19 protein-coding genes are annotated in these 23,637 nt (G+C 68.6%); 13 read left to right on the forward strand and 6 right to left on the reverse strand.

Annotation, left to right across the window (positions count from 1 at the left end):
- Positions 1–37 precede the first annotated feature (37 nt).
- Positions 38–1,924 (forward strand): phosphomethylpyrimidine synthase ThiC, encoded by a 1,887-nt coding sequence (gene thiC, locus BMZ19_RS04070; protein ID WP_090307226.1) that lies wholly within the window; start codon positions 38–40, stop codon positions 1,922–1,924.
- A 42-nt stretch (positions 1,925–1,966) separates the two neighbouring features.
- On the opposite strand, the gene BMZ19_RS04075 is transcribed toward thiC, so the two are convergent.
- Positions 1,967–2,704, reverse strand: a complete 738-nt coding sequence (locus BMZ19_RS04075) for an RsiV family protein (RefSeq protein WP_090307229.1) — start codon at positions 2,702–2,704, stop codon at positions 1,967–1,969.
- A gap of 197 nt (positions 2,705–2,901) precedes the next feature.
- On the opposite strand from BMZ19_RS04075, the gene BMZ19_RS04080 reads away from it, so the two are divergent.
- The 11 genes from BMZ19_RS04080 (at position 2,902) to BMZ19_RS04130 (ending at position 14,646) form a co-directional block, all read left to right on the forward strand.
- Positions 2,902–3,519: an NUDIX domain-containing protein gene (locus BMZ19_RS04080; RefSeq protein WP_090307233.1), complete on the forward strand. Its 618-nt coding sequence runs from the start codon at positions 2,902–2,904 to the stop codon at positions 3,517–3,519.
- Positions 3,510–3,983: a DUF1249 domain-containing protein gene (locus BMZ19_RS04085; RefSeq protein ID WP_090307236.1), complete on the forward strand. Its 474-nt coding sequence runs from the start codon at positions 3,510–3,512 to the stop codon at positions 3,981–3,983. The genes BMZ19_RS04080 and BMZ19_RS04085 overlap by 10 nt, the downstream gene beginning before the upstream one ends.
- 88 nt (positions 3,984–4,071) lie before the next feature.
- Entirely contained in the window at positions 4,072–4,887 is an 816-nt protein-coding gene (gene cpdA / locus BMZ19_RS04090; RefSeq protein WP_090307239.1) for a 3',5'-cyclic-AMP phosphodiesterase, read from the forward strand.
- A 67-nt stretch (positions 4,888–4,954) separates the two neighbouring features.
- Positions 4,955–5,578, forward strand: a complete 624-nt coding sequence (locus BMZ19_RS04095; RefSeq protein WP_090307242.1) for a YqiA/YcfP family alpha/beta fold hydrolase — start codon at positions 4,955–4,957, stop codon at positions 5,576–5,578.
- 51 nt (positions 5,579–5,629) lie between these two features.
- A complete protein-coding gene (gene parE, locus BMZ19_RS04100) occupies positions 5,630–7,525 on the forward strand; it encodes a DNA topoisomerase IV subunit B (protein ID WP_090307245.1) in 1,896 nt (631 codons plus the stop codon).
- Entirely contained in the window at positions 7,522–8,532 is a 1,011-nt protein-coding gene (locus tag BMZ19_RS04105) for an esterase-like activity of phytase family protein (RefSeq protein ID WP_244517095.1), read from the forward strand. Before parE ends, BMZ19_RS04105 begins: the two co-directional genes overlap by 4 nt.
- A 77-nt stretch (positions 8,533–8,609) precedes the next feature.
- The gene (parC, locus tag BMZ19_RS04110) at positions 8,610–10,871 is read left to right on the forward strand and encodes a DNA topoisomerase IV subunit A (RefSeq protein ID WP_090307248.1); all 2,262 of its coding nucleotides are present in this window, start codon (positions 8,610–8,612) and stop codon (positions 10,869–10,871) included.
- 194 nt (positions 10,872–11,065) lie between these two features.
- Entirely contained in the window at positions 11,066–12,202 is a 1,137-nt protein-coding gene (locus tag BMZ19_RS04115) for an ABC transporter permease (protein ID WP_090307251.1), read from the forward strand.
- 2 nt (positions 12,203–12,204) lie between these two features.
- Positions 12,205–12,981 carry an ABC transporter ATP-binding protein gene (locus BMZ19_RS04120; RefSeq protein WP_090307255.1) on the forward strand — a complete coding sequence of 259 codons (777 nt, stop codon included), beginning with the start codon at positions 12,205–12,207 and terminating at the stop codon, positions 12,979–12,981.
- A complete protein-coding gene (locus BMZ19_RS04125) occupies positions 12,978–13,925 on the forward strand; it encodes an MlaD family protein (protein WP_090307258.1) in 948 nt (315 codons plus the stop codon). Before BMZ19_RS04120 ends, BMZ19_RS04125 begins: the two co-directional genes overlap by 4 nt.
- 7 nt (positions 13,926–13,932) lie before the next feature.
- The gene (locus BMZ19_RS04130; protein WP_090307261.1) at positions 13,933–14,646 is read left to right on the forward strand and encodes a PqiC family protein; all 714 of its coding nucleotides are present in this window, start codon (positions 13,933–13,935) and stop codon (positions 14,644–14,646) included.
- A 116-nt stretch (positions 14,647–14,762) separates the two neighbouring features.
- On the opposite strand, the gene BMZ19_RS04135 is transcribed toward BMZ19_RS04130, so the two are convergent.
- Positions 14,763–16,316: a histidine kinase gene (locus BMZ19_RS04135; protein WP_090307263.1), complete on the reverse strand. Its 1,554-nt coding sequence runs from the start codon at positions 16,314–16,316 to the stop codon at positions 14,763–14,765.
- A gap of 133 nt (positions 16,317–16,449) precedes the next feature.
- On the opposite strand from BMZ19_RS04135, the gene serB reads away from it, so the two are divergent.
- On the forward strand, positions 16,450–17,664 hold the full coding sequence (serB, locus tag BMZ19_RS04140) for a phosphoserine phosphatase SerB (protein WP_090307266.1): 1,215 nt from the start codon (positions 16,450–16,452) through the stop codon (positions 17,662–17,664).
- Between the two features lie 63 nt (positions 17,665–17,727).
- On the opposite strand, the gene BMZ19_RS04145 is transcribed toward serB, so the two are convergent.
- The 4 genes from BMZ19_RS04145 to asd all read right to left on the reverse strand — a co-directional run bounded on the left by BMZ19_RS04145 (position 17,728) and on the right by asd (position 23,633).
- Positions 17,728–19,797 carry an EAL domain-containing protein gene (locus BMZ19_RS04145; protein WP_090307269.1) on the reverse strand — a complete coding sequence of 690 codons (2,070 nt, stop codon included), beginning with the start codon at positions 19,795–19,797 and terminating at the stop codon, positions 17,728–17,730.
- Positions 19,798–19,859: 62 nt separating this feature from the next.
- Positions 19,860–21,638, reverse strand: a complete 1,779-nt coding sequence (locus BMZ19_RS04150; RefSeq protein WP_090307272.1) for a hypothetical protein — start codon at positions 21,636–21,638, stop codon at positions 19,860–19,862.
- 152 nt (positions 21,639–21,790) lie between these two features.
- Positions 21,791–22,756, reverse strand: a complete 966-nt coding sequence (locus BMZ19_RS04155; protein WP_090307274.1) for an HPP family protein — start codon at positions 22,754–22,756, stop codon at positions 21,791–21,793.
- A gap of 10 nt (positions 22,757–22,766) precedes the next feature.
- Entirely contained in the window at positions 22,767–23,633 is an 867-nt protein-coding gene (gene asd, locus BMZ19_RS22590) for an archaetidylserine decarboxylase (RefSeq protein WP_244517096.1), read from the reverse strand.
- Between the last annotated feature and the right edge of the window lie 4 nt (positions 23,634–23,637).

Genomic DNA, 23,637 nt, shown 5'->3' on the forward strand with positions numbered 1-23,637 from the left:
CGACATTTCCTGCCGCGTGCCGTGGAGAGTCCCGTCGATGAGCGCCACCGAACACAAGAACCTGAGCGAAAGCGCCCGGGTCGACCAGCAGTCCGTCCAGCCCCTGCCCAACTCCCGCAAGATCTACGTCCAGGGTTCACGCCCGGACATCCGCGTGCCGATGCGCGAGATCTCGCTGGCTGACACTCCCACCGACTTCGGCGGCGAGCCGAACGCGCCGGTGCTGGTCTACGACACCTCCGGTCCCTATACCGACCCGAACGTCACCATCGACGTGCGTCAGGGCCTGGCCGACGTGCGCTCGCAGTGGATCGCCGACCGCGACGATACCGAACTGCTCGCCGGCCTCAGCTCGAACTTCGGTCAGGAGCGCCTGGCCAATCCTGAGCTGACTGCCATGCGCTTCGCCCACGTGCGCAACCCGCGCCGGGCCAAGCCGGGCAAGAACGTCAGCCAGATGCACTACGCGCGCCAGGGCATCATTACGCCGGAGATGGAATACGTCGCCATCCGCGAGAACATGAAGCTGCAGGAAGCCCGCGCCGCCGGTCTGCTCGATGCGCAGCATCCGGGCCACAGCTTCGGCGCCAGCATTCCCAAGGAAATCACCGCCGAATTCGTCCGCGAGGAAATCGCCCGCGGCCGCGCGATCATCCCGGCCAACATCAATCACGTGGAATTGGAGCCGATGATCATCGGCCGCAACTTCCTGGTGAAGATCAACGGCAACATCGGCAACTCGGCGCTGGGATCCTCGATCGAGGAAGAAGTGGCCAAGCTGACCTGGGGCATCCGCTGGGGCTCGGACACGGTGATGGACCTGTCCACCGGCAAGCACATCCACGAGACCCGTGAGTGGATCATCCGCAACTCGCCGGTGCCAATCGGCACCGTGCCGATCTACCAGGCGCTGGAGAAGGTCAACGGCGTCGCCGAGGACCTGACCTGGGAGCTGTTCCGCGACACCCTGATCGAGCAGGCCGAGCAGGGCGTGGACTACTTCACCATCCACGCCGGCGTACTGCTGCGCTACGTGCCGCTGACCGCCAAGCGCGTCACCGGCATCGTCAGCCGCGGCGGCTCGATCATGGCCAAGTGGTGCCTGGCGCACCACCAGGAGAATTTCCTCTACACCCACTTCGAGGAAATCTGCGAAATCATGAAGGCCTACGACGTCAGCTTCTCGCTGGGCGACGGCCTGCGTCCGGGCTCGATCGCCGACGCCAACGACGCCGCGCAGTTCGGCGAGCTGGAAACCCTCGGCGAGCTGACCAAGATCGCCTGGAAGCACGACGTGCAGGTGATGATCGAAGGCCCCGGCCATGTGCCGATGCAGATGATCAAGGAGAACATGGACAAGCAGCTGGAGTGCTGCGACGAGGCGCCGTTCTACACCCTCGGCCCGCTGACCACCGACATCGCCCCGGGCTACGACCACATCACCTCCGGCATCGGCGCGGCGATGATCGGCTGGTTCGGCTGCGCGATGCTCTGCTACGTGACGCCCAAGGAGCACCTCGGCCTGCCCAACAAGGACGACGTGAAGACCGGCATCATCACCTACAAGATCGCCGCCCACGCCGCCGACCTGGCCAAGGGCCACCCGGGCGCGCAGATCCGCGACAACGCGCTGTCCAAGGCGCGCTTCGAGTTCCGCTGGGAGGACCAGTTCAACCTCGGCCTCGACCCGGATACCGCGCGCAGCTTCCACGACGAGACCCTGCCCAAGGATTCGGCCAAGGTGGCGCACTTCTGCTCCATGTGCGGGCCGAAGTTCTGCTCGATGAAGATCACCCAGGAAGTGCGCGACTACGCCGCCAACCTGGAGCGCATCGACGCGGTGGACGTCGACGTGGAGGAGGCGATGCAGGCCAAGGCCGAGGAGTTCAAGGCCCAGGGCTCGCAGCTGTACCACAAGGTGTGATGCTGTCACGCTGAACGACAAACGGGCCCGCGGGCCCGTTTGTCATTTCTGTGCCGGTAGAAACTCCGGCCGGAGCACCTTGCGCAGGCGGCTGTAGGGAATGCTCAGGGTCGGATGGCCCATGCTGTAGGGGGCGATGGTGTAGACGTCGTACTTGAGCAGCACCTTGTCCCTGAGCAGGGCAATGTTGGCGGTCTTCTCGAACGGCCAGTTGTTGCGCAGCGCCACGTCCTGTTCGAATTCCTGCTCGCGCAGCCAGCGCTGGTGGGCTTCGCGGGCCGCCTGCCAGAAGGTCTCCTCGCCGCCGGGGAGCAGCAGGTCGCTCGGCTGCAGCGCGCGCTGGCGGCTCAGCGAGTAGTTGATGAAGGCGCGCCCCGGCATGCCGTGGGCGCCGCCGCGGTACAGGTAGCTGGACAGCTCGATCACCAGCAGGTCGTCATGCTGGTCGACCAGCTTGGCCTGCAGCCAGGTTTCCTGACCCTGCGGCGCGCGTTGCAGTTGCTCGGCGCTGTACGCCTGCAGCGAAGCGGGCAGGGGGGCTTCGGCCTGTTCCACGGTCATCGCCAGCAGGGCGCGCTCGATCAGCGCGTTGAGCGGTGGTTGCTCGGCGAACTGCAGGGTATCGACGTTGACCAGGCTGCAGCGTTCGCCCTGGCAGGCGTCGGCGCGCTGCTCCCAAGTGATGCGTTGCGGCCGCAGTTGGTCGGATTGTCCGCCGAGGAACTGGCAGGCGCCGAGCAATGGCAGGCAGGCCAGGGCGAAAAGGGTATAAAGACGCATGAGGCTCCTTGAGCGGATCGGCAAGGCTGGGTAGGGTGGCGCATCGAGCGTATTCGACTCCGCAGCCGACCGCGGGTTCGCCGGTACGCGAGTGATCGCGGTCGGGGATGACGGTCGTCTCCGGGGGGGCGAGACATTCATTCATAGTGTGCATGGTGTGGCGGCTTGACCGCGCTGCAGTAAAGCGGGGGAAGTATATGAGCGAGTCGTCGAAAACGGCCGATCTGAAAGTGGAAATCGTCGAGCGCGAGGCCTGTTTCCGTGGCTTCTATGCGCTGGATCGCGTGCACCTGCGCCACGAACTGTTCGCCGGCGGCATGGGGCCAGTGATCAGCCGCGAGCTGTTCGTCCGCCACGATGCGGTCTGCGTGCTGCCCTACGATCCGCTGCGCGATGCGGTGGTGCTGATCGAGCAGTTCCGCGTCGGCGCGCTGGACAAGAGCGCACACCCCTGGCTGCTGGAGTTGGTGGCCGGGCTGATCGACAAGGACGAGGTGCCGGAGGAGGTGGCCCGTCGCGAGGCCATGGAGGAAGCCGGTCTGACCCTTGGCGAGCTGTGGCCGGTGACCGCCTACTACCCGTCGCCGGGCGGCAGCGACGAGCGTGTGCACCTGTACGTCGGGCGCTGCGACAGCCGCGGCGCCGGCGGCATCCACGGCCTGGTCGAGGAGGGCGAGGACATCCGCGTGCTGGTGATGAGTCTCGACGAGGCGCTGGCGGCGATGGAGGCCGGACGTCTCGACAATGCGGCGAGCATCATCGCCCTGCAGTGGCTGGCGCTGCACCGCGAGCGGGTACGGCAGACATGGCAATGACCCTGCTGGCCGAACGCTACCGGGTCGACCTGGCAGGCCTGCAGGCGGCCTGCGAGGCCAACTATGCGCGCCTGATGCGCCTGCTGCCGGGCATGCGCGAGGATCCGACCCTGCGCCGCCTGGCGCTCAGCGCCGGCGATACCGTCCTGGCGGTGCTGGCGCTCAAGGTCACCGAGGCCGGCCCCTATACCAGCACCGTCGAAGTGCGCGAGGAGCCCGGCCTGGCCTGGCTGCCGGCCCCCTGTCTGGAGGTGCGCGTCTATCACGATGCGCGTATGGCCGAGGTCACCGGCGCGGAACATTGCCGGCGCCTGCAGCCGCGCTATGGCTACCCGAACGCGGCCATGCACCAGCCGGACGAGAAGACCCAGCTTAACCTGTTCCTCGGCGAGTGGCTGGGGCACTACCTCAAATGTGGCCATCTGGCGGAAAACCCAGTGGATTGCTCGGTCGTTCGCCGGTAGTGTGAACCGCATAGCGGTTGCAGGCATCCACAGCATGCCAACATTGCAAATCCGCATTTGCGGTCCAATCGCCGACAGGAGACGGCCTTTGCCCAGCGCCAAGTCCCCCTCAACAGCTGCACCGCTGATGCTGGTGCAGCTCACCGACAGCCACCTGTTCGCCGAAGCGGACGGCCGTCTGCTGGGTATGGATACCGCAGACAGCCTGAGCCGAGTGGTCGAGCTGGTGCGCGCCGAGCAGTCGCGAGTCGACCTGATCCTCGCCAGCGGCGACCTGTCGCAGGATGGCTCCTTCGCGTCCTACCAGCGCTTTGCCGCCCTGACTGCGCCCCTCGAAGCGCCGGCGCGCTGGTTCGCCGGTAACCACGACGAGGCGCAGATGCTGCGCGAGGCCTGCGCCGGTACCGAGCGCCTGCAGATGGTCACCGATCTCGGCAACTGGCGGCTGATCGCCCTCGATTCGAGCATTCCCGGTGCAGTGCCCGGCCAGCTGGACGCCGAGCAGCTGGCGCTGCTCGAGGCCGCGCTGGACGGCGCCGGCGAGCGCCATGTGCTGCTGAGCTTCCACCATCACCCGGTTTCGGTCGGCTGCAGCTGGCTGGACCCCATCGGCCTGCGCAATGCCGACGCGCTGTTCGCGGTGGTCGACCGCTACCCGAACTTGCGCTGCATGCTCTGGGGCCATGTCCATCAGGAAATCGACCGCCAGCGCAACGGCGTGCGCCTGCTGGCCTCGCCGTCCACCTGCGTGCAGTTCGCCCCCGGCAGCGAGGAGTTCCAGGTCAGCAGCGAAGCTCCCGGCTACCGCTGGCTGCGCCTGCATGCCGACGGCGCGCTGGAAACCGGCGTGTCGCGGGTCAGCGACATCGACTTCGTCATCGACTACACCATCAAGGGCTACTGAGGCGACTTGAACTGGGCCGCTGGATAATGCTTTCCTTGTATATCCATCCAGCTTCAAGGCGCCATCGATGTCCCCGCGGCCGACCCTGATCTATCTCCACGGCTTCAACAGCTCGCCGCTGTCGCTGAAGGCCCGCGAGCTACAGAGCGCCTTCGCGCGCTGCGGCCTGGGCGAGCGCCTGCGCGTGCCGGCGCTGCACCACGACCCGCGCCAGGCCATCGCCCAGCTCGAGGCGGAGATCGCCGTGGCAGAGCGGCCGGTGCTGGTCGGCAGCTCCCTCGGCGGCTACTATGCGACCTTTCTTGCCGAGCGCCACGGCCTCAAGGCCCTGCTGATCAATCCGGCGGTGCGTGTGCAGCGTTATTTTGCCGACTACCTCGGCCCGCAGCAGAACCACTACAGCGATGAGCGCTGGGAGCTGACCGGCGAGCACATCGCCGCCCTGGCGGCGCTGGAAGTGCCGCCGCCGCAGGATCCGGCGCGTTTTCAGGTCTGGCTGCAGACCGGCGACGAGACCCTCGACTATCGCGAGGCCGCCGACTACTACCGGCACTGCACGCTGGATATCCAGTCCGGCGGCGACCATGGCTACCAGGGGTTCGCCGCGCGCCTGCCGGAGTTGTTCGCCTTCGCCGGCTTTGCCGCCGAGCTGTGGCGCGCGCCCGAGCATCCCGCTCGCCCACCGGCCTGACCGCTGCCGCCACTTCCGCTGCCCCCTTTTTTGCCAGACAGAATCCCATCCATGGCCAATACCTCCTATACCGCAGAAGCCATCGAAGTCCTCTCCGGCCTCGATCCGGTGCGCAAGCGCCCGGGCATGTACACCGACACCAGCCGGCCCAACCACCTGGCCCAGGAAGTCATCGACAACAGCGTCGACGAGGCGCTGGCCGGGCATGCCAGGTCGGTGCAGGTGATCCTCCACGCCGACAACTCGCTGCAGGTGCTCGACGATGGTCGCGGCATGCCGGTGGACATCCACCCGGAGGAGGGAGTCAGCGGCGTCGAGCTGATCCTCACCAAGCTGCACGCCGGCGGCAAGTTTTCCAACAAGAACTATCAGTTTTCCGGCGGCCTGCACGGCGTCGGCATCTCGGTGGTCAACGCGCTGTCGACTCGCGTCGAGGTGCGCGTCAAGCGCGATGGCAACGAGTACGCCATGGCCTTCGCCGACGGCTACAAGGCCAGCGAGCTGGAGGTGGTCGGCACGGTCGGCAAGCGCAACACCGGTACCAGCGTGCAGTTCTGGCCGGATGCCAAGTATTTTGACGCGCCGAAGTTCTCGGTCAGCCGCCTCAAGCACGTGCTCAAGGCCAAGGCGGTGCTCTGTCCGGGGCTGACGGTGACCTTCGAGGACAAGAGCAGCGGCGAGAAGGTCGAGTGGTTCTACGAGGACGGCCTGCGTTCCTACCTCAGCGATGCGGTCAGCGAGTTCGCCCGCCTGCCCGAGGAGCCGTTCTGCGGCAGCCTGGCCGGCAGCAAGGAGGCGGTGGACTGGGCACTGCTGTGGCTGCCCGAAGGCGGCGAGAGCGTGCAGGAGAGCTACGTCAACCTGATTCCTACCGCCCAGGGCGGCACCCACGTCAACGGCCTGCGCCAGGGCCTGCTCGACGCCATGCGCGAGTTCTGCGAGTTCAGGAGCCTCTTGCCGCGCGGCGTCAAGCTGGCGCCGGAGGACGTCTGGGAGCGCATCGCCTTCGTACTGTCGATGAAGATGCAGGAGCCGCAGTTCTCCGGGCAGACCAAGGAGCGCCTGTCCTCGCGCGAGGCGGCCGCGTTCGTCTCCGGAGTGGTCAAGGACGCCTTCAGCCTGTGGCTCAACGCCCATCCCGAGCTGGGCCTGGCACTGGCCGAGCTGGCGATCAGCAACGCCGGACGCCGCCTCAAGGCCGGCAAGAAGGTCGAGCGCAAGAAGATCACCCAGGGTCCGGCGCTGCCCGGCAAGCTGGCCGACTGCGCCGGCCAGGACCCGATGCGCGCCGAGCTGTTCCTGGTCGAGGGCGACTCCGCCGGCGGCAGCGCCAAGCAGGCGCGCGACAAGGAGTTCCAGGCGATCCTGCCGCTGCGCGGCAAGATCCTCAATACCTGGGAGGTGGACGGCGGCGAGGTGCTGGCCAGCCAGGAAGTGCACAACATCGCCGTGGCCGTCGGCCTCGATCCGGGCTCCAGCGATCTGTCCCAGCTGCGCTACGGCAAGATCTGCATCCTCGCCGACGCCGACTCCGACGGCCTGCACATCGCCACCCTGCTCTGTGCGCTGTTCGTCCAGCATTTCCGCCCGCTGGTGGAGGCCGGCCACGTCTACGTGGCGATGCCGCCGCTGTACCGCATCGATCTGGGCAAGGAGGTGTTCTACGCCCTCGACGAGGCCGAGCGCGACGGCATCCTCGAGCGCTTGCTGGCCGAGAAGCGCCGCGGCAAGCCGCAGGTCACCCGCTTCAAGGGCCTCGGCGAGATGAATCCGCCGCAGCTGCGCGAAACCACCATGGACCCCAACACCCGCCGCCTGGTGCAGCTGACCCTCGACGACTTCGCCGGCGCCCACGAGATCATGGACATGCTGCTGGCCAAGAAGCGCGCCGGCGACCGCAAGACCTGGCTGGAGAGCAAGGGCAATCTGGCCGAGGTGCTGCTTTGAGGGCGAGGCTGCGCCCGCTGCTGCACCTGGCAGGCGCACTGCTCCTGCTCGCCGGCATTCCTCCGGCCCGCGCCGAGGCGCCGCTGGAAGAGCTGGCGCTGCAGGCGGCCCAGCCGGTTGACGGCATGGCCGGCGGCAACCTGTCCGGGCTGGCGCGCTGCGCCGATGGGCGCTTCTGGGCGGTGTCGGATCGCGAGGATGGGCAGCTGTATCGCCTGCAGCCGGCAGGCGGCCACTGGCAGGCGGCGGCCGAGGTCTTCGCGGCCCCGCCACCTCCGCCCAATGCACTGCCCTGGGGGCTGCGTATGGGTAACCGGCTGCTGAGCCCGCTGCGCGGCGGCGCCCTGGATTTCGAGGGATTGAGCTGCGATGGTGCCGGCAACCGTTACCTGCTCAGCGAAAGCGAGCTGGCGGTGCTCCAGTTGCCGGTCGCCGGCGAACCGCGCTGGCTGCAACTGCCGCCCGAGCTGCTGCGCCAGGCGCGTGCCCGCGGCCTGCTGCTGCACTTCAACGCCCTGCTCGAGGGCCTGGCGGTGCAGCCGGACGGCCAGCGCCTGTGGCTGGCCGCCGAGCGCGAGAGTCGCGGCCTGCTCGCCCTGCAGCGCGGCAGCGAGCGCTGGCGCTGCGCCGCCGATGGCTGCGTGCTGCTGGCGCAGGGCGGCCGCGCGTCGCGCCCGCTGGATCCGCCGGACAGTCCGACGCAAGCGCTCGACTTCGGCGCCTTGAGCTGGCACGCCGGGCGGCTGTACAGCCTGGAACGCCTGCAGCACCGTATCTGTCGGCGCGATCCGCATAGCGGAGCGGTCGAGCGCTGCTGGTCGTTCGCCGCTGCCGCGCTGACGCCCGAGCGGCGCTACGACACGCCTTTTGGCGTGGCCGAGGCGCTGTGGCTGGACGATGGATCGGCCTGGATCGGCCTGGACAACGGCGAGCATGCCAATGCGGCCGGCGAACGGCGTCCGTTGATCCTCCAGCTGCAGGCTCCGGCCGGCGGCTGGAGCGGCTGACCCGGACCACACGAACCTATCCGGCGCGCCGGCCCGTGGCGGGCGCGCCTTGAGCAAACGAGTTTCTGAGGACGCAGATGAGCGAATCCCTCGATCTGAGCCTGGACGGCGTCGAACGCCGCCCGCTGGCCGAGTTCACCGAACAGGCCTATCTCAACTATTCCATGTACGTGATCATGGACCGCGCCCTGCCGCACATCGGCGACGGCCTCAAGCCGGTGCAGCGGCGCATTGTCTACGCGATGAGCGAGCTGGGCCTCAACGCCGACGCCAAGCACAAGAAGTCGGCGCGCACCGTCGGCGACGTGCTGGGCAAGTTCCATCCCCACGGCGACAGCGCCTGCTACGAGGCCATGGTGCTGATGGCGCAGCCGTTCAGCTACCGCTACACCCTGGTCGACGGCCAAGGCAACTGGGGCGCGCCGGACGATCCCAAGTCGTTCGCCGCCATGCGCTATACCGAGGCGCGCCTGTCGCGCTATTCCGAGGTGCTGCTGGCCGAGCTGGGCCAGGGCACGGTGGACTGGGTGCCCAACTTCGACGGCACCCTCGACGAGCCGGCGACCCTGCCGGCGCGGCTGCCCAACCTGCTGCTCAACGGCACCACCGGCATCGCCGTGGGCATGGCCACCGACGTGCCGCCGCACAACCTGCGCGAAGTGGCCGAGGCCTGCGTGCGCCTGCTCGACGAACCGAGCGCCACGGTCGAGCAGCTATGCGAGCACGTGCAGGGTCCGGACTACCCCACCGAGGCCGAGGTCATCACCCCGCGCAGCGATCTGCTGAAGATCTACGAGACCGGTCGCGGCTCGGTGCGCATGCGCGCCGTGTACCGCGTGGAGGACGGCGACATCGTGGTCACCGCACTGCCGCACCAGGTCTCCGGAGCCAAGGTCCTCGAGCAGATCGCTGCACAGATGCAGGCCAAGAAGCTGCCGATGGTCGCCGACCTGCGCGACGAGTCGGACCACGAGCACCCCTGCCGCATCGTCATCATCCCGCGCTCCAACCGCGTGGATGCCGCCGAGCTGATGCAGCACCTGTTCGCCACCACCGACCTGGAGTCCAGCTACCGGGTCAACACCAACGTCATCGGCCTCGACGGCAAGCCGCAGGTGAAGAACCTGCGCACGCTGCTGTCCGAGTGGCTGACCTTCCGCCTCGGCACCGTGCGCCGCCGCCTGCAGTTCCGCCTGGACAAGGTGGAGAGTCGCCTGCACCTGCTGGAAGGCCTGCTGATCGCCTTCCTCAACCTCGACGAGGTGATCCGCATCATCCGCGAGGAGGACGAGCCCAAGGCCGAGCTGATGGCGCGCTTTGGCCTCGACGAGGTGCAGGCCGACTACATCCTCGACACCCGCCTGCGCCAGCTGGCGCGCCTCGAGGAGATGAAGATACGCGGCGAGCAGGACGCGCTGGCCAAGGAGCGCAGCAAGCTGCTGGCCCTGCTCGGCAGCGAACGCCAGCTCAAGGCGCTGGTGCGCAAGGAACTGCTCGAGGACGCCGAGAGGTACGGCGACCCCCGTCGCTCGCCGATCGTCGCCCGCGCCGAGGCCAAGGCCCTGTCGGAAACCGAGCTGCTGCCCACCGAGCCGGTCACCGTGGTGCTCTCCGAGAAGGGCTGGGTGCGCTGCGCCAAGGGCCACGACATCGACGCCGCCGGGCTGTCCTACAAGGCCGGCGATGCCTTCAAGGCCGCCGCGCCGGGGCGCTCCAACCAGTTCGCAGTGTTCCTCGACTCCACCGGGCGCAGCTACTCGCTGCCGGCCCACTCGCTGCCCTCGGCGCGCGGCCAGGGCGAGCCGTTGACCGGCCGCCTGACCCCGCCGCCAGGCGCCAGCTTCGACTGCCTGCTGCTGCCCGAGGACGACGCGCTGTATGTGCTGGCCTCGGATGCCGGCTATGGTTTCGTGGTCAAGGGCGAGGATCTGCAGGCCAAGAACAAGGCCGGCAAGGCGCTGCTGACCCTACCCGCCGGCGCCAAGGTGCTGGCGCCGCGGCCGCTGGTCGATGTGGCCAACGACTGGCTGGCGGCGGTGACCAGCGAGGGGCGCCTGCTGGTGTTCAAGGTCGCCGACCTGCCCCAGCTGGGCAAGGGCAAGGGCAACAAGATCATCGGCATCCCCGGCGAGCGGGTGGCCAGTCGCGAGGAGTACCTCTGCGACCTGGCGGTGCTGCCGCAGGGCAGCACCCTGGTGCTGCAGGCCGGCAAGCGCACCCTGTCGCTGCGCCCCGAGGATCTGGAACACTACAAGGGCGAGCGCGGCCGTCGCGGTAGCCTGCTGCCGCGCGGCTTCCAGCGCGTCGATGCGCTGCTGGTGGAGGGCGTGCCAAACTGAGGCCGCACCCTGCCATGGCGAGGGTGTCGTCGGGGCGGGCCTCCTGCAGGTTCGTTGTGGGCTTTGCTCTTGTGGGAGGCCCGACCTCGGGGCGATGCTCTTGGCTGTTGGGGTGAGCCTGCGAGTTCGTGCCTGCTGCAGGGAAGGGCAGTTTGCAACCGCGGGTTGAGGGCTGTTTCCGGCAAGGAGGATGGATGGCAGAGGTAGGGCGAGCGCAGGCCCAGCTGGTCTGGGCGGGCCTGGATGAGGGCGAGGCGCGACTGCGCCTGTCCGGCAGCTGGACCCTGCCGGCCGACAAGCCCGACCTGCTGGCGGTCTGGCGCAGCCTGGCGGACAAGCCGGCGCAGCTGCTGCTGCAGGTGGACGCGCTGGACGCCTGGGACAGCAGTCTGCTGGCCGTGCTGCGCCGCCTGCAGCGCCTGGCCGCCGACGAACAGCTGCCGCTGGTCTATCAGGGCCTGCCCGAGGGGGTCGAGCGGCTGCTGGAGATGGGTGCCACGCCCTCCACTCAGGTCGCCGAGGACGCGCCGCCGCGCCTGGGGCCGGTGTCGCGCCTCGGCCTGGCCGGGTTGCAGGTGCAGGCCGCACTGGTCAATGCCTGCGCCTTCACCGGCGCGGTGATCCTCGCCCTCGGCCGCCTGCTGCAGGGCCGCGCGCGCATGCGCTCCGGCGACTTCTGGGCGGCGCTGCAGCAGTGCGGCCCCGGTGCGCTGCCGATCGTCGCGCTGATCGCCAGCCTGGTCGGCCTGATCCTTGCCTTCGTCGGCGCCGCCCAGCTGCAGGCCTTCGGTGCCCAGCTGTACATCGCCAACATGGTGGCCATCGGCATGACCCGCGAGATGGGCGCGCTGATGACCGCGGTGATCATGGCCGGTCGCACCGGCGCGGCCTACGCTGCGGAGCTGGGCAGCATGCAGGCCAACGAGGAGATCGACGCGCTGAAGACCTTCGGCTTCCCGCCGCTGGAGTTTCTCGTCCTGCCGCGCCTGCTGGCGCTGTTGGTGAGTATGCCGCTGCTCTGCGTGTTCGCCGACGCGCTGGGTATTCTCGGCGGCTTCGTCATCGGCTCCGGGTTGTTCGACATCTCCGCGCCGCTGTACCTCAACCAGAGCCTGGCGATGCTCAGCCTCGCCGACTTCCTGCTCGGCGTGTTCAAGAGCCTGGTGTTCGCCGTGCTGATCGGCTTGATCGGCTGCCACTACGGCCTGAGCTGCGGACGCAACGCCCAGGCAGTGGGCCAGGCCACCACCCGTGCGGTGGTCAGCATCATCGTCGCCCTGGTGGTCAGCGATGCGCTGATCACCCTGATCTGCACCCAGCTGGGGATCTGAGCATGAGCGAGGCGGTTCTCAGCGTGGAAAGCCTCAGCGCCGGCTACGGCAGCAAGGTGATCCAGCACGACCTCAATTTCACCATCCGCCGCGGCGAGGTGTTCGTCGTCATGGGCGGCAGCGGCTGCGGCAAGAGCACCCTGCTGCGCCACCTGATCGGCCTGCAGGCGCCGCTGGCCGGCCGAGTGCTGTTCCACGGCGAGGATTTCTGGGCCCGCGACGAGGATGCGCGCGCCGCCCTGCAGCAGCACTTCGGCGTGCTCTACCAGAGCGGCGCGCTGTGGAGCGGTATGACCCTGAGCGAGAACATCACCCTGCCGCTGGCGGCCTATCATCCCTGGCTGGAGCAGGTCGAGCTGGCCGAGCTGGCCGCCCTCAAGCTGGCGCTGGTCGGCCTGGCCGGCTGCGACACGCTGTATCCGGCCGAGCTGTCCGGCGGCATGCGCAAGCGCGCCGGCCTGGCGCGGGCGCTGGCCCTCGACCCCGAGGTGCTGTTCCTCGACGAGCCCTCCGCCGGCCTCGATCCGCTCAGCTCCATGGCCCTCGACCAGTTGATCCTCGAGCTGCGCGACAGCCTCGGCGCGAGTATCGTGCTGGTTACCCATGAACTGCCGAGCATCTTCGCGGTGGCCGATACCTGCCTGTTTCTCGACAACCAGAGCCATACCCAGATCGCCCTCGGTCCGCTGCAGCAGCTGCTCGACGAGTGTCCGCACCCGACAGTGCAGCGCTTCCTGCGCCGCGGCGACTGGTCGGCTGCCGCGGAGAGCACCCCATGAGCGAACCCCGCAAGCCGTTCTGGATCGGCGCCTTCCTGCTCAGCGGCATCGTCCTGCTGGCCGGCGGCCTGCTGCTGCTCGGCCGCGACAACTGGTTCAGCCAGCCCAGCGACTACGTGGTGTACTTCACCGGTACGCTGGACGGTCTCGACGTCGGCGCCGACGTCACCTACCGCGGCGTCAAGGTCGGCACCGTGCGCGAGATCCGCCTGTCCTACGACCGCGAGCTCAAGGATGTGGTGATTCCGGTGGTGCTGCGCATCAATCCCGACGCTGGCAGCAAGGGTCAGCGCTTCGACCGGGTGGTCGAGCGCCTGGTCGAGCACGGCCTGCGCGCCCAGCTGCAGACCCAGAGCCTGCTCACCGGCAAGGCCATCGTGGCCCTTGACCTGTTCCCCGATCAGAACGGCTATGTACGCGAGCCCCACGATCTGGAGCTACCGACCATTCCCAGCGTGCCGTCGCGGATCGACCAGGTGGCCAACCTGCTGCGCGAGCTGACCGGCAGTCTGCGCGAGATGCCACTGCGCGAGATGGTGGTGTCGGCCAACAACACCCTGCAGGCGCTGGAGCGCCTGAGTACCTCCCCCGAACTGCAGGGCGGGCTGCTTAGCCTGGGGCAGACCCTGCGCAATGTTGAGAGTCTGACTCAACAATTGCAGCGACAAATCCCGCCAATTCTGGATAATGCCCGCCAGGGTAGCGGCGAGTTGCGCACGGCCATTGGCGATCTCCGTCAGGCGGCGCAGGCCGCTACCGTCGCCCTGCAGCAGATGCAGGGGCTGGCTGGGGATACCCAGCGCAGCCTGGGCCCCGAGTCCGAGGTGCAATACCAGCTGCTGCAGACCCTGGAGGAGCTGGGGCGCGCCAGCAAGGCGCTGCAGCGCACGGCGGAAAGCCTCGAGCAGCAGCCCGAATCGCTTATTTTTGGCAACAAACGGTGAATTTTCCATGCGTGTTCCACGCTTGATCCGACTACTGGGCCTGGCGGGACTGCTCGCCATGGCCGGCTGTGCCGCGACGCCGCCGGCACAGTTCTTCCAGCTACAGCAGGGCAGTCCGGCACTGCCGCAGGCCGACAAGGGCGTGGCGGTGCTGCTCGGCCCGCTGAAGCTGGCCGACTACCTGCAGCGCGAAACCCTGGTGCAGCGTCAGAGTGACGACAGCCTGGTGATCACCCAGCAGGCCCGCTGGGTCGGCAGCCTGCAGGACGACGTGGCCCAGTTGCTGCTGCGCCAGCTGGCTGGTCGTCTCGACAGCAGCCGCCTAGCCCTGTATCCGGACCGGGTCGGCTTCAAGCCGGATGTGCAGCTGCTGCTCAGCATCAGTCGCCTGGATTCCGGGCCGTTCCAGCCCGCCGTGCTGGAGGCCCAATGGCGCCTGCTGGATGGCAGCGGCAAGATGTCCGACAGTCGCGTGGTGCGTCTGGAGGAGAAGCACAACGGCGAGCTGAGCGATCAGGTGCGCGCGCAGAGCGTGCTGCTGCAGAACCTGGCGAGTGAGATGTCCGCTGCAGTGACGACGCTGACCCGGGCTCGGGTGACTGCGGAGCGCGATGCGCAGGCCGAACGCAAGGCCGGTCAGCCGCGCCGGCCGGTGGCGCCGCGTATTCCCGCGGTGAACGCGCCGGTACCGGGAGCGGGTGCCGAGGTCTATCGGTTCTGATCCGAGGTTGCCGAGGCGGCTGATGCCCGCCCGGGAAGCACAACGCCGCGCCGGTTGATCCGGCGCGGCGTTGTGCTTTCAGAAGGCTTGCTGGGCGGAGGAGGTCGGCAACGCGTTCAGGCGTGTTGCAGCATCTGCCCCAGCTGCTGCTCCAGACGTGCCGGCAGGGGATCCTGCAGGCGCTCGACGCAGCTGGCTCCGGCCGGCGAGGCGAGGGTGCGGATGCGCGCCCGCTCGCGCACCGCCGGGTCGGCGCCGAGGCTTTGCTCGAGCAGCAGCAGGTTGCGGCTGTGCCGGCTGAGGCCCAGGGCGCTCTGGCTGCTGGCCTGTTGCAGGAGTTCGGCCGGCGGCAGGCCGTAGAGGCCTTCGCCATGGCTGAGGCCGAGCTGCAGCTGGAGGGTCAGGCCGCGGTCGGCCACCTCGATCTGCAGGGCATGGCCGAGGGCGCGCAACAGCTCGCCGCAGCACAGTGCCCGGCTCAGGTAGTGCTCGCCGGACTGGTTGCTGTGGAACAGGACCAGGCTGCTGCCATCGCTGAGGCGCACCAGATTGCCGTGATACAGGCGGGCCGCCTGTTCCAGGCTGTCGCGATAGCGCCGCAGCAGCTCGACCAGACGCTGCTGCGGAAGGCAGCGCTGCAGCTCTTCCTGCGCGCCCAGCTGGGTGGCCAGCACGGCGCTGTGCACCGGCGGCAGGCTGGGCATGCTCGGCGCGGCGGCCGGCTGGGCAGGGGGCTGGGAGACTGGCGCCAGGTCGTCCGGATCCAGGCCGAGGGCCTCGGCATCCAGCTCGAATCCGTCCGGCTCCTCAGGGTCGGCGACGGGCGCGGCTGGCTGCGCCACCGCCACGGCGGCGTGCGCGGTGGCGCGGCGGGCCGCCGGCCGTGGCTCGTCGAGCAGGTTTTCCAGTCCTTCGAACAGCTCTTCGCCGTCCTCCGCGGCCAGCGCGTCGAGTTCGCTCTCGGTGGGTGCGGGCCGTGGCGGTACCAGGCGATGCTGCAGCTGGCGGGCCAGATCGCCGATTTCGTCCTGGCGCTCGCTGGCCGGTGCCGGGTCGTCCGGGTCGCGCAGCCACAGACGCAGCTGCAGCAGCGGGGTGGTCAGCCGGCTGCCTTCGCGCAGGCTGAGGAACAGGGTCACGACCAGCACGATCAGGCCCAGCAGGCCGAAGTTCTGCAGGCTGACGGTCAGCGGCTGGCGAAACGCCGGCAGATCGAGGGTCAGCTGCAGCTGCCCGGCGGCGACCTCCTGGAAGGCGAGGGGGGCGCTGAACACGCCGGCATCGGCGTCGAACAGGCCCGGCTGCGGCCGGCGCCCGGCTTCGGCGATGATCCGGTTGTCGACGCCGTGGATCACCACATGGGCGACCAGCGGGTTGTCCACCAGGTTGTCGAGCATCACCTTGAGGCTCAGGCGGTCGTTGGCCGCCAGCAGCTCGGTGGCCGAGACCACGGCCTGGCGCTTGAGGCTCTCGCCGACGGCCTCGGTCTGCTGCTGCATGGCCTGCTTGACCTGCAGGTTGAACACCCAGGCGAAGGTCAGCATCACCCCCACGACGAGGATCAGGCTGAAGCTGACCAGGCGCAAAGCGATAGGCACCCGCCGACGCCGCAGGGCGTTGAACAGGAGGACGAAGAAGTTGTCGGGTTTGACGGGCGCGGGCCGGTTCACGAGTGGGGGCTCGGCTCTGGAAGTGACGGGAAGCGAAGTATAGCGGTGCTCTCGGGGATCGGGCAAAGCACGCTGCCAGATGGCGTGCTTTGCAGGTAGAATGCCGGACTTTTCAGTTCCGGGGAGGTGCGCCGTGCGCGAAATCGTCCTGATCAACATCACCGGGGAAGACCGCCCGGGCTTGACCGCAGCCATCACCGGGGTGCTCGCCCAGGGTGGGGTGAATATTCTCGACATCGGCCAGGCGGTGATCCACGACACCCTGTCGTTCGGCATCCTGGTCGAGATTCCGCACAGCGCCAAGGCCTCCTCGGTGCTCAAGGATGTGCTGTTCACCGGCTACGAGCTGGACCAGCAGGTGCGTTTCACGCCGGTGTCCGAGGCCGACTACCAGCAGTGGGTCGGCGGCCAGGGCAAGCTGCGCCACATCGTCACCCTGCTGACCCGCAAGGTGACCGCCGAGCAGCTGCACCGGGTCAGTTCGATCACCGCCAAGTACGGGCTGAACATCGACCACATCGATCGCCTGTCCGGGCGCATGCCGCTGGATACCCCGGTCGACCGCAGCAAGGGCTGCATCGAGTTTTCCGTGCGCGGCGAGCCTGCCGATCCGGCGGCGCTGCGTGCCGAGTTCCTCAGCGTGGCCCAGGAGCTCAACGTCGACATCGCCTTCCAGCTCGACAGCGTGTTCCGCCGCAACCGCCGCCTGGCGGTGTTCGACATGGACTCGACGCTGATCGAGGCCGAGGTGATCGACGAGCTGGCCAAGGCCGCCGGCGTCGGCGAGCAGGTGGCCGAGATCACCGAGCGGGCGATGCGCGGCGAGCTGGACTTCCGCGCCAGCTTCAAGGAGCGCCTGGCGCTGCTCAAGGGATTGTCCGAGGAGGTGCTGGCCGACATCGGTGCCGGCCTGCGCCTGACCGAAGGGGCGGAAACCCTGTTCGCCGAGCTCAAGCGCCTGGGCTACAAGACCGCGATCCTCTCCGGCGGCTTCACCTATTTCGCCCGCCAGCTGCAGGACAAGCTGGGCATCGACTACGTGTTCGCCAACGAGCTGGAGATCGTCGACGGCAAGGTCACCGGCCAGGCGGTCGAGCCGATCGTCGATGCCCAGCGCAAGGCCGATCTGCTGCGTCAGCTGACTGCGCAGGAAGGTCTGCGTCTGGAGCAGACCATCGCCGTTGGTGACGGTGCCAACGACTTGCCGATGCTGGCCATCGCCGGCCTCGGCGTGGCCTTCCGCGCCAAGCCGCTGGTCAAGCAGTCGGCCAAGCAGGCGATCTCCACCCTCGGCCTCGACGGCATCCTGTATCTGCTGGGCTATCGCGACCGCGAGGGCCGCGATTGAGCGCTGCCCGGAAATGAAAAAACCGCCTGATGGCGGTTTTTTCATTCTAGGGGGGCGGGAAACTCACTCCTCGCCGGAGGAGAACTCGTAGTCCATGCGCGGGCTCGGCCCCTGCAGATAAAGGCCCTGCACGTAGTTGACCCCGGTCTGCCACAGGGTGGTCAGCACGCTGGGATTGTCCACGTTGGGTACCATGGTCAGCTTGGCCTGGGCGTGCAGGCCGCCGATCAGGCTTTTGAGGTTCTCCCGCTGCTCCTCGCTGGAGAGGTCCTGGAGGAGGCCGCCGTCGAGCTTGACGAAGTCGACCGCCAGGTGGCGCAGGGTGTTGAACGGGTTGAGCGCACCGCCGAAGCGGTTGAGGGCGACCTTGCAGTGCAGCTCGGCGAGTCCCTGGCACAGGGTCTTGGCCTGTTTCAGCAGGGCGATCGCATCCGGTTCGGCGAGCTGCATGATCAGCGCGTCGGCGGGCAGGCGGGCCGCCTTGAATGCCGCGCTGAGCCACGGCAGCAAAGTCGGGTCCTGCAGGCTGGCGGCGCCGAGGTTGATGAACAGGCGGGTGTTGTGGCCCTTGGCGCGGTGTTCGCCCAACTGGCGGATGGCATTGAGCAGCACCCAGCGGTCGACCTTGGCGGCCAGTCCGGCCTGCTCCGCGGCGGCGAGGAAGTCGGCGCTCGGCACCGGTTCGCCCTGAGGGTTGTTGAGGTGCAGCAGCACCTCGTAATGCTCGCGCTCGTCGCCGTGCAGGCTGATGATCGGCTGGAACAGCAGCTGGAAGCTGTTGGTGTCCAGCGCCTGCTGGACCATGGCGACCAGGCTGCCGCGGCTGGCCGCCGCGGCCAGCTCTTCGGCGGGATCGTAGAGCTTGAGGGCGTTGCCGTCGCTCAGCTGTTCGGTGCAGCGCAGGGCACGCTCGACCACCAGCTGGCTTTGCGTGCTCTGCTCGCTGATGCCGGCCACGCCGATGCTCAGGGTGATCTGCACGGTGCGCCCGCCGATGTCGAACAGGTGGCCTTCGACCTTCTTCAGCAGGCCCTGCAGGGTGTCCTCGGCCTGCTGCGGGGTGACGCCCGGCAGCAGGGCGGCAAAGCTGTCGTCGGTAAAGCGCGCCAGCTGGGCACGGTCGCCGAAGTGCTGGCGCAGCAGGCCGGCACAGTCGGCCAGCAGCAGGTCGCCATCGGCCATGCCGATCTCGCTGAGCAGCCCGGCATGGCGGTCGATGCGCATGATGGCCAGGGTGGCGACACTGCCGTCGCGCACGGCCCGTTCGCTGCCCTGGTCGAGCAGTTCGAGGAAGTGCACGCGGTTGTACAGGCCGGTGACCAGGTCCTGGCTGCTGATCTCGCGCAGCTTCTCCGCCAGTTCGGCATTGTCGCTTTCCGCGCGGATCACCACCTGGGTGCAGGGCTCGCCGTCATAGGTGGCCGGCGAGAAGGTCATCCGTGCGCGGAACTGGCTGCCGTCGTCGCGCACGCCGCCACACAGCAGCTCGGCGTGCTCCTCGCTGTGCTGGTAGGTCTTGAGGAAGTCCTTGAACGCGCCCTGATCGCTGCCCTTGATCAGGTCGATCATCGGCATGCCGGCGATATCGTCGGCGTCGCTGTAGCCGAACAGTTCGACATAGGCGCGGTTGACGTAGATGTGCATGCCGTCGTGCACGTAGGTGATGGCGTCCACCGAGCTGTCGAGCAGCAGCTGGCAGCGCTTTTCCGCTTCGCGCAGCGCCACCTCGGCGGCGCGCCGGGCGCGGCGTTCCTCGAGGTTCTTCAGTTCGCGCTGGGCCACCAGCAGCAGGCGTTCGTCGTCGGTCTCCGGCACGCCATCCTGGGCGCCGAGCAGCATGGCTTCGGTGATCGCCTCGCTGTCGCTGTCGGCCACCCGCTGCAGGAACGGCAGGTCCTTGCCCTGGCGGCGAATGGCGCTGAGGGCTTCGCTGGGTTCGAGGTTTTCGCTGTGCTGGGCGGCAATCAGCAGGTCCCAGGTTTGCTGCAGGGTGTCGACCAGGTCGGCGCTGGAGGTCAGCCGGTGGGCGCGGGTGGCATGGCCGGAGTTGCGGAACAGGCTGATCAGTCGCTCGGCCTCGTTCTGCGAGTCCTCGAGGAGCAGCAGGCGGACGGTTTTCTTTTCGGTGGACATGGATGGCCTGAAACCAGCGCCAGACGGGCGCAAGAACGCGATAGTTAAGGAGTTGCGAAAATCTACAAGGACTCCCACAGCGAGTCAAAGCCTTCCGGGCCGGGGTCGCCGACCAGGCGCCAAGCTGTGACCGGTTTCCGCTCGTGGGGGGCGGTGGCCGTTTGCAGCGGGCGGTATTCGAACTGGTTGAAGTTGCCGCTGAGGGTGTGGCGCTGGGTAAGCAGGATGGACTGCTCGCGGCCGTCGAGGTTGAGCTGCACCTTCTGCCCCTGCTGGAACGGCAGGTGCGGGGCGATCAGCATCGCCGGGCGGCCCAGGGTCGGGATCGCGGCGAGCAGCAGGCCGCGCAGGTAGTGCGCGTGCTGGTCGCTGCGTTGCAGCAGGCGCAGTCCGCAGGGCTGCGCCCGCGGGGCGAGCAGCTCGATGCCCAGCTGCAGGCCACTGCCGTGCGGCTGGCGGATCCAGCGGATCAGGGCGATGTTCCAGCCGCGCTCGCCGGGATGCTGCAGGCCGATCAGGTCGCCGGTCTGCAGCTGCTCGGGCGGGCTGTCGTCCCAGGCCAGGCAGTAGCCGCCGGGACTGTGGTTGACCACCTGCAGCTGGTGGAGCGGATATTCCTCGTCCGCGGCGCGCTCCTGGCGGTAGTCGATCCGCTCGCGCGGCTTGTGCAGCGGCTCCCCCGGGCGCTCGGCATCGAAGGCGCGCGACCAGGGGTCCTGTTCGCGCAGGCGGCGCTGGAAGTCAACGCTGACCTCGTGCTCGGGCAACTGCAGGCAGTCGGCGAAGCTGCGCTGGCCGGCAAGATGGTAGTGCAGCACGCGGATCCCCACGCAGGCGCTGATGCCGCCGGTGCCGGGAATGCGGTTGAAGGCACGCTCGGCCGGGGCGCTCCAGGCGGTGCACAGGTGTTGCAGCAGGTCGTCGCCGACGCCGTGCAGCACCGGCAGGCGGGCATGCACGCGCTGCTCGCGGCCGAGCAGCAGGTATTCATGCAGGGCATCGACCAGGCCCTGCGGATCGAGGCCCTGCAGCTGCGCCGGCGCCTCGTCCTGCAACAGACTGGTGTAGCGCGGTGGGCTGTCGGTGGTCGGCGCGAAGGCGAACAGGCTGCCGGGCAGGCGGCTGTCCTGCAGGCAGGCGAGACGGCTCCAGCTCGGCAGGTTCTGGCCGAGTACCATGATGGCCTGCTGGCGCAGCTGGTTGCAGCGCGCACTGCCGAGCAGCAGGCAGGCCAGGTAGTACTGTTCGATGGTCTGCGCCGTGCCGTGGCTGGCGTGCTGTTGCGGCAGACGCTCGAGCTGCTGGTTGCCGGCGGCTCGGTAGAGCTGGTGCAGTTCCAGCCAGAAGCCCTGGCTGGGCGCGGTGTACAGCCAGGAAAACTGGCAGAGCAATTGATACAGCGCCTGCAGGGCGAGCAGCAGGGCGCGGGCAGTCAGCTGCCGGCTGTGGTCGTCGGCCGGCAGCTGCAGCGCCTCGCTGGCGGTCAGCTTGGCGGCGCGCGCCAGTTGCTGGTGCAGGGTCTGGCACAGGGTGGCGATCTGCTGGCGGCGGGAATCGAGGATCACCACCTGGCTACGCAGGTGCTGCTGCAGCTGGGTGCAGACGAAGCGTACTTCCGGTTGTACCAGCTCGAGCAGCTGCAGGCGATTGGCGGCGGTCGTGCGCAGGCGGTTGAGCTCCTGCAGGGCGCTGTACAGGCGTCGTGCGGTCTCGCCGAGATTGGCCTTGGGCAGCTCGCCGAGCCAGGCCCGCAGGGCGGTCGGCTGCGGCGCACAGAAGGACAGGCTGGACAGGTCCGGGGCGGTGACGCGCAGCAGGGCGTAGGAGGCGTGCAGGTCCATGGTGTGCTCGTGCGGGGCAGACGGGACTGGGTGGGCGGCGCGGGCGTGCCCATCCCTGGCGCAAGCGGTCGGCATGTCGTCGCGACGAGGCCGAGTCGGCAGTCTACCCGATCATGGCGCGGGCTGGTTTGCACTGCATCACGGGCAGCTTTTCATTCCGATAGCCGGGCGGCCAGCCGCGATTCCTCGGGACTGCAGCGCTGCCAGCCGTGTTCGCTGGGGCGTACGGCGAATTGCGCCCAGGCCGCCAGTTCGGTGACCCGGCAGCTGCCGAAGCCGCCGACATCGTTGCCGGCTATCACCCGGTAGACCGCTTGGGCACTGCGCCCCGGCGGTTTGGGGGGCAGGCCGGTGACCTGGCGGATCGACCACTGCGCGCCGGGCTGGCCGTTGCTGTAGCAGGCGCCGAGGAGAATGGCGGTGGCGTGCGGGCGCTGCTGTGCGGCGTGCTGGTGGGCCAGCTGCATGATCTCCAGCAGGTCGTCGAAGCGGATGTCGATGTACGAGTCCATCTGGCGCAGGGCGTGATGGATGTCCTCCGGGGCCAGCCCGGGCGGCGGCGTCGGGCGCAGCGGCTGGCGGGCCAGCGCGGCGGGATAGCGTCGCCAGGGGAACAGGCTGTTGAACAGCACGGCGACCAGCAGGATCACGCCGACGTTGAGCAGCACCGGGGTGAGCAGGAACTGGTAGCCGAGGGCGTGGATGCCGGGGCCGGCGAGCACGTAAGTCAGCGCGGTGGCGCCCCCCGGCGGGTGGATGCAGCGCGCGTAGTGCATGGCGAGGATGGCCAGTGCCACGGCCAGTGCCGGAGTCAGCGGATGATCGGCCAGCAGCTGCTGGCAGCTGATGCCCACGAACGCGGAGATCAGTTGGCCGCCGAACACCGCCCAGGGCTGCGACAGCGGACCGTGCGGCACGGCGAACAGCAGGACGGCGCTGGCTCCGGTCGAGGCGACCACCCACAGCGCTGCCTCCGCCGGCATCACCCAGTGGGTGACCACCCAGACCGCGCCCAGGGCGCAGAAGGCGCCGAGGGCGGAGATCAGCTTTTCCGCGTGACTGGTGGCGTCCTCGCGCCAGCCGAGGGCGCGCAGCAGCCGGAGCAGGTATGTGGCCATCGCTTGCCGGTCAGGCCTGCGGCAGGGCCAGCTGTTGGCCCATGCGCACGGCGCTGCCGGCGGCCAGGCCTTCGGCCCAGCGCACCTGCTCGGGGCCGAACAGCACGATGGCGGTGGAGCCGAGCTTGAAGCGGCCGAGCTCTGCGCCCTTGTCCAGCTGGACCGGCGCGCGCGCCGCCTCGCCATAGCGGAAGTGCCTGAGTGCGCGCCGGGGCGGAGTGACCAGGCCGGCCCACACGGTTTCCACGCTGGCGACGATCATCGCGCCGACCAGCACCACCGCCATCGGCCCACGCTCGGTGTCGAACAGGCAGACCACCCGCTCGTTGCGGGCGAACAGGTCGGGCACGTTCTCGGCGGTGAAGCCGTTGACCGAGAACAGCCGGCCCGGCACGTAGACCATCTCGCGCAGGGTGCCGGCCAGCGGCATGTGCACGCGGTGGTAGTCCTTGGGCGACAGGTAGACGGTGGCGAACTGGCCGCCCATGAACGGCGCGGCCATCTCGGCGTCGCCGCCGAGCAGCTCCAGCACGCTGAAGCTGTGGCCCTTGGCCTGGAAGATGCGGCCGTGCTCGATCGGGCCGAGCTGGCTGATAGCGCCGTCGGCTGGACTGAGGATGGCGCCGGGGGTGGCGTCCAGCGGCCGGGTGCCGTCGCGCAGGGCGCGGGTGAAGAAGGCGTTGAAATGCTCGTAGGCGTGCGGGTTGCCGACCTCGGCCTCGCTCATGTCGACCTGGTAGCGTTTGACGAACCAGCTGATCAGCGGGTTCTTGAACCACTCGATACGGCATTCGGCAGCCAGGCCGATCAGCCGCGACAGGGTGTGGTGTGGCAGCAGGTACTGGGCGGCGAGAAACAGGCGTTCTTTGACGTTCATTGCA

It is taken from the genome of Pseudomonas linyingensis (genome assembly GCF_900109175.1).
Classification (GTDB): domain Bacteria; phylum Pseudomonadota; class Gammaproteobacteria; order Pseudomonadales; family Pseudomonadaceae; genus Geopseudomonas; species Geopseudomonas linyingensis.

Coding starts and splice junctions, on each gene's coding strand:
- thiC (WP_090307226.1), top strand. CDS start 38: ATGAGCGCCACCGAACACAAGAACCTGAGCGAAAGCGCCCGGGTCGAC.
- BMZ19_RS04075 (WP_090307229.1), bottom strand. CDS start 2,704: ATGCGTCTTTATACCCTTTTCGCCCTGGCCTGCCTGCCATTGCTCGGC.
- BMZ19_RS04080 (WP_090307233.1), top strand. CDS start 2,902: ATGAGCGAGTCGTCGAAAACGGCCGATCTGAAAGTGGAAATCGTCGAG.
- BMZ19_RS04085 (WP_090307236.1), top strand. CDS start 3,510: ATGGCAATGACCCTGCTGGCCGAACGCTACCGGGTCGACCTGGCAGGC.
- BMZ19_RS04095 (WP_090307242.1), top strand. CDS start 4,955: ATGTCCCCGCGGCCGACCCTGATCTATCTCCACGGCTTCAACAGCTCG.
- parE (WP_090307245.1), top strand. CDS start 5,630: ATGGCCAATACCTCCTATACCGCAGAAGCCATCGAAGTCCTCTCCGGC.
- parC (WP_090307248.1), top strand. CDS start 8,610: ATGAGCGAATCCCTCGATCTGAGCCTGGACGGCGTCGAACGCCGCCCG.
- BMZ19_RS04115 (WP_090307251.1), top strand. CDS start 11,066: ATGGCAGAGGTAGGGCGAGCGCAGGCCCAGCTGGTCTGGGCGGGCCTG.
- BMZ19_RS04120 (WP_090307255.1), top strand. CDS start 12,205: ATGAGCGAGGCGGTTCTCAGCGTGGAAAGCCTCAGCGCCGGCTACGGC.
- BMZ19_RS04125 (WP_090307258.1), top strand. CDS start 12,978: ATGAGCGAACCCCGCAAGCCGTTCTGGATCGGCGCCTTCCTGCTCAGC.
- BMZ19_RS04130 (WP_090307261.1), top strand. CDS start 13,933: ATGCGTGTTCCACGCTTGATCCGACTACTGGGCCTGGCGGGACTGCTC.
- BMZ19_RS04145 (WP_090307269.1), bottom strand. CDS start 19,797: ATGTCCACCGAAAAGAAAACCGTCCGCCTGCTGCTCCTCGAGGACTCG.
- BMZ19_RS04150 (WP_090307272.1), bottom strand. CDS start 21,638: ATGGACCTGCACGCCTCCTACGCCCTGCTGCGCGTCACCGCCCCGGAC.
- BMZ19_RS04155 (WP_090307274.1), bottom strand. CDS start 22,756: ATGGCCACATACCTGCTCCGGCTGCTGCGCGCCCTCGGCTGGCGCGAG.
- asd (WP_244517096.1), bottom strand. CDS start 23,633: ATGAACGTCAAAGAACGCCTGTTTCTCGCCGCCCAGTACCTGCTGCCA.